Source organism: Mesorhizobium sp. M7A.F.Ca.AU.001.01.1.1, assembly GCF_004022735.1.
Taxonomy (GTDB): Bacteria; Pseudomonadota; Alphaproteobacteria; order Rhizobiales; family Rhizobiaceae; genus Mesorhizobium; species Mesorhizobium ciceri.
The window spans coordinates 1-5,607 of sequence record NZ_RZPF01000437.1; the positions used below are offsets into that span (position 1 = coordinate 1).

Here is a 5,607-nt window from a genome sequence, read left to right on the forward strand (position 1 = left end):
CTCTATACCGAGCTTTTCCTCGCCGGCTACCCGCCGGAGGATCTGGTGCTGAAGCCGGCCTTTTTGAAAGCCTGCGAAAAGGCGGCACAGGACTTTGCCGCCGACACCGCGGATGGCGGTCCCGGCGTCATCATCGGCACGCCGTTGAAGCGCAAGAGCGGCACGCACAATTCGATCATCTTCGCCGACGGCGGCAAGATCATCGCCGAACGCTACAAGCTCGATCTGCCGAACTACGGCGAGTTCGACGAGAAGCGCGTCTTCCAGGCCGGACCCGAGATCCAGGGGCCGGTCAATTTCCGCGGCGTGCGCATCGGAATTCCGATCTGCGAGGACATCTGGGGCGATGTCGATATCTGCGAGACGCTGGCCGAAAGCGGGGCGGAAATCCTGCTGGTGCCGAACGGCTCACCCTATTATCGCGCCAAGATCGATGTCCGCCACCAGGTCGTCATCCGCCAGGTCATCGAATGCGGGCTGCCGATGATCTATGCCAACCAGCTCGGCGGCCAGGACGAGCTGATCTTCGACGGCGCTTCGTTTGCCATTGGCGCCGACAAGACGCTTGCCTTCCAGATGAGCCAGTTCGAGGAAGCGGTCGACGTCACCACCTGGAAGAGACAAGGCGATCACTGGGTCTGCTCGGAAGGGCCGATGTCGAAAATCCCGGACCGGGAGGAGGCTGACTATCGCGCCTGCATGCTGGGCCTGCGCGACTACGTCAACAAGAACGGCTTCAAGAACGTCGTGCTTGGTCTGTCCGGCGGCATCGATTCGGCGATCTGCGCGGCGCTGGCCGTCGATGCGCTCGGCGAGGAACGGCTGCGCGCGGTGATGATGCCCTACCGCTATACCTCGAAGGATTCGCTCAAAGATGCCGAGGATTGCGCCCGCGCTCTCGGCTGCCGCTATGACATCGTGCCCATCTTCGAGCCGGTCGAGGGCTTCCTGCACGCGCTGACGCAGATGTTCGAAGGCACCAAGGAAGGTATCACCGAGGAGAATTTGCAGAGCCGCGCACGCGGCACCATCCTGATGGCGATCTCCAACAAGTTCGGCTCAATGGTCGTCACCACCGGCAACAAGAGCGAGATGTCGGTCGGTTATGCCACGCTCTATGGCGACATGAATGGCGGCTTCAATCCGATCAAGGACCTCTACAAGATGCAGGTCTACGCGCTGTCGCGCTGGCGCAACAGCCACGTGCCGCCGGGTGCGCTGGGCCCCTCGGGCGAGGTGATCCCGAAGAACATCATCGACAAGGCACCGTCGGCGGAATTGCGCGAGAACCAGACCGATCAGGATTCGCTGCCGCCCTATCCGGTGCTGGACGATATCCTCGAATGCCTGGTCGAGAATGAGATGGGTGTCGACGACATCGTAGCGCGCGGCCATGACCGGGCGACGGTGACGCGCATCGAGCACCTGCTCTACATCGCAGAATACAAGCGACGGCAGGCGGCGCCAGGCGTGAAGATCACGAAAAAGAATTTTGGCCGCGACCGCCGCTACCCCATCACCAATCGTTTCAGGGATCGCAGCTAGGTACCGAAAGCGCACGCGGCGCGGCCGGAGACAACCATGCCCGATTGTGAGATCAGCTTCGACATGTCACGGATCGATTTCCGTGCGACATCGGACCTGTTGATGGCAAGCTATTGGGGCGCCGGACGCACTGACGAAGTCCATCGCCGCGCCTTTGCCAACTCGCTTTGCGTCGGCGCCTATGTCGATGGCAGGCAAGTCGGCTTCGGCCGGGCGATCACCGACCGCACCGTATTCGCCTATCTCGCCGATATCATCATCTGGCCGGAGAATCGCGGGCAGGGCATAGGAAGCCGGCTCGTCCAGGCCCTGATCGATCATCCGGAGGTCAGGACCGTTTTCCATTGGAGCCTGTCGACCAGCGATGCCCATGGCATGTATGAAAAGCTCGGGTTCAAGCCATCGACCGATGGCCGCTACATGCGCTTGGATCGCGTTCCTGAATGAGGCGCGGCTTGCCCGCCATTGTTGCAAAATAATCGCAGTGGTTGGACCAGATACGCTTTTGGCGTCAGCCCGTCTTGGCGGTGCATCGGAGCGTCTCTATAAGAACCGCTCCGCAATTGTCTTGCGGGAGGTCCGAATGGCAGTATTTCACATGGTAATGCGAGGCCGCGAAGCCTAGGTCTCATCCGGCGCTCCGCGAAGGTTTGCCCTTCGTGCCGATGCCGGATCGAGCACAGGCTTATGCCGATGCCGATCGCCGCCCGGTTATGGGCGATACGCCAAATATGCCACTCCGCTTCCGGGCAATCATTGGCCCTTGCGCGGCTTCTTCAATTTTCGACCTACTGGGATCGGGCTCGTTTGTGCCCGAATGACATCATGGCTCGTTTCAAGATCGATTTGCGCGCGAGCGCCTTTCGCAGCGTTCTTGGCTTCACGCTTACCCATTGGCGGCGCCAGCCGTGGCGGCTTTCGCTCATCATGGCCAGCTTCCTGCTGTCGACGCTGGCCGATGTGCTGACGCCGCTCTATTCCGGCCGGCTGGTCGACGCCGTCGCCAGCAGCGCCGCCGCCGACGCGATTGCCTGGAATGCCGCGCTGACGGCGTTCTCGATGTTGATGGCGCTGGCGCTGGCCGGCGTCGTGTTGCGCAACCTGGCGTTCATGGGCATCGTCGAGCTGACCTTGAAGATGATGGCCGACATCGCCGCCGATGCTTTCCATCGCGTTCAGCGCTTTTCCACCGATTGGCATGCCAACAGCTTTGCCGGCTCGACCGTCCGCAAGGTGACGCGCGGCATGTGGGCGCTCGACCTGCTCAACGACACCATCCTCATCGCACTGCTGCCGTCGGTCGTCATGCTGGTCGGGTCGACGTTGCTGCTCGGCTGGTTCTGGCCGTTGATGGGTGCGGTCGTTGCTGCCGGTTCGGTGCTGTTCATCACGGTGACGGCGCTGCTGTCACTTGGCTATGTCGCGCCGGCGGCAAGGCTCGCCAACACCTGGGATACCCGCCTCGGCGGCTCGCTGGCCGACGCGGTCAGCTGCAACGCCGTGGTCAAGGGCTTTGGCGCCGAGGAGCGCGAAGAACGCCGCCTGGCCAAGGTCGTCGCCAAATGGCGTGCGCGTACACGGCGCACCTGGGTGCGCGGCACCATCAACGGCACCACGCAAGGGGTGCTGCTGCTGGTCATGCGCGCTGCGGTGATCGGCCTGGCGCTGATGCTGTGGTCGTGGGGGCAGGCGAGCGCCGGCGACGTTGCGTTCGTGCTGACCTCGCTCTTTGTGCTGCAGGGCTATCTCAGGGACATCGGCACGCATATCCGCAACCTGCAGCGCTCCATCAACGATATGGAAGAGCTGGTCGATTTCCAGTCCGAACCGCTCGGCATCGAGGACCGGCCAGGTGCCAAGCCGATCCGGATCACCGAAGGACGGATCAGCTTCGACAACGTCACCTTTCACTATGGCCATCACCGATCCGCGCTTTACCGCGACTTTTCGGTCGATATCGCGCCGGGTGAGCGCGTCGGGCTGGTCGGCCATTCGGGGTCGGGCAAGACGACCTTCGTCAAGCTTATCCAGCGGCTCTATGACGTGAACGCGGGGAAAATCCTGGTCGACAGTCAGGACATCTCGCAGGTGGCGCAAGCCTCGCTGCGCGGGCAGATCGCCATCGTTCAGCAGGAGCCGATCCTGTTCCACCGGTCGCTGGCCGAAAACATCGCCTATGCCAGGCCGAGTGCGTCGCAGGAGGAGATCGAGCATGCCGCCAAGCTGGCGAGTGCGCATGACTTCATCACCAACCTGCCAAAGGGCTACGGTACACTGGTCGGCGAACGCGGCGTGAAACTGTCGGGTGGCGAGCGTCAGCGCGTGGCGATCGCGCGCGCCTTCCTTGCCGATGCGCGCATCCTGATCCTCGACGAGGCGACATCGAGCCTCGATTCGGAATCGGAGGTGCTGATCCAGCAGGCGATGGAGCGGCTGATGGTCGGCCGCACCACGCTGGTCATCGCGCACCGGCTTTCGACAGTGCGGGCGCTCGACAGGCTGCTGGTCTTCGATCGCGGCAACATCGTCGAGGAAGGCTCGCATGACGAACTGATCCGGCTGAAAGGCGGCATCTACCGTCGCCTGTTCGAACGCCAGGCGCTCGAACTGACCAAGGGACTTGTCAGCTGACCTGAGGCGGCCTCCAGCTTCGGCCGGAGGCCGCCTCTGTCAGGCACGGTCAGCCCAGCGGGCTGGAGCAGGAGATGCGATCGCAGGGAGGCAGTCGACCCGTCGATCAGCGCCGTGATGCTGGCCGACTTGATTTGCCTGTGAAGTCCTGTCCGGATAGTAAGTCTTGGGACCTCTGTTCATCATATTGACCGAGATACGTTGTTTCTACCAATGGTTGATATATATCCGATGGAGGCAACCCACGGACGTTTTTCACGATGCATCTTTCTGCGAATGCCGAGGAAAAGTTGGCTGCGCCGTCAGTGCTGGAATCTCAGCATGGCTCGGTTCGGCCGCTTGCTGCCGAAGATCTCGAGCGCGTCGCCGCACTCTTCCTGACGAAGTTTCGCCGGCGGCGCCGTCACCTCCTCGATCGCGCGATCGCCGAAACGGCCGCGTATATGAGAGAGATTTATCTCGACCCTGCCGGCCACTCCGGTGAAAGCAACGCTCTTGTCCAGATCAACCGGCAGGGCCGCCTGGGTGGGTTCCTCGGCGTTTTGAAAGCCCGCTACGAGCTCAATGGTGCGCCATTGAATGCGGCGATCATCGGGCCGCTCATGGCCGACCCCGGCACCGATGACGGCTCGGCCGGACCGCAATTGCTGCGGGCATTGCATCAAGGCGAATTCGATCTGCAGCTGACCGATTCGGCCAACCGGACATCCTTAGCCTTCGCGCGCCCGATGAAGTATCAACTCCTGCCGGTGCATTGTCTGGGATGGACATATGTCTTCCGGCCGGCGGGAATGGCCGCCGCCGCACTGCACCGTAAATGGCCCGGCCTGCCTCACCTTGTACTCGACCCCTTTGCGCGAGCATTCGATGCTCTTGCGAAAAGAAGGTTCGAGCCCCCCGTCCAGCATTCATCGTCGCATCGCACCCACCGTGAGCCGATCAATGCCGTGCAATTTGCCGAGGAACTGCCGACCCTCCTGTCTGGTTACGCTCTTCGGCCGAGTTGGAAGGATGGGGAGTTGCCACGGCTGCTTGCGCTGGCGGCCGAGAAGCGGGCCGACGGCCCCCTTCATTTCGGTGGGATCTACGACGAAACGGGCAAAATGCTCGGTTGTTATGCCTTCTATGGTCAAGCCGGCGACATGGCGAACCTGTTGCAAATCCAGGCATTCGGATCGCATTGGGGCGCGACGCTGGATGCGCTTGTCGCCGCCGCATGGGAGATGGGCTGCGTGGGCATCACCGGGCAGACGCAGACCAGATTCATATCCCAACTCTTTGGCTACAAGAATGTCTTCTTCCGCTATGCCGGGGGAACGATGGTCCGCTCGCGGATCGCCGAGGTCACGGAAGCGGTCCGCTCCGGCGACATCTTTAGCGGTGGATTGGTGGGCGCCCGCTGGACCCGCCTCAGTTCCGATGATTTCGGCC

At 62.2% G+C, this 5,607-nt stretch carries 4 protein-coding genes; all 4 read left to right on the forward strand.

The genetic code is table 11. The features are described 5' to 3' along the window. Nucleotides 1–1,545: NAD+ synthase (locus EN884_RS23505; RefSeq protein ID WP_128360759.1), on the forward strand; the 1,545-nt coding region annotated here is incomplete at its 5' end. A gap of 36 nt (nucleotides 1,546–1,581) precedes the next feature. Further along, a complete protein-coding gene (locus EN884_RS23510) occupies nucleotides 1,582–1,992 on the forward strand; it encodes a GNAT family N-acetyltransferase (RefSeq protein WP_063167907.1) in 411 nt (136 codons plus the stop codon). A gap of 378 nt (nucleotides 1,993–2,370) precedes the next feature. Beyond that, a complete protein-coding gene (locus EN884_RS23515; protein ID WP_063170224.1) occupies nucleotides 2,371–4,176 on the forward strand; it encodes an ABC transporter ATP-binding protein in 1,806 nt (601 codons plus the stop codon). 260 nt (nucleotides 4,177–4,436) lie between these two features. After that, a partial coding sequence (locus tag EN884_RS23520) for a hypothetical protein (protein WP_128360760.1) occupies nucleotides 4,437–5,607 on the forward strand: 1,171 nt, incomplete at its 3' end.

Excerpts from the sequence above, each read along its gene's own strand:
- EN884_RS23515 (WP_063170224.1), top strand. The coding sequence starts at position 2,371 with ATGGCTCGTTTCAAGATCGATTTGCGCGCGAGCGCCTTTCGCAGCGTT.
- EN884_RS23510 (WP_063167907.1), top strand. The coding sequence starts at position 1,582 with ATGCCCGATTGTGAGATCAGCTTCGACATGTCACGGATCGATTTCCGT.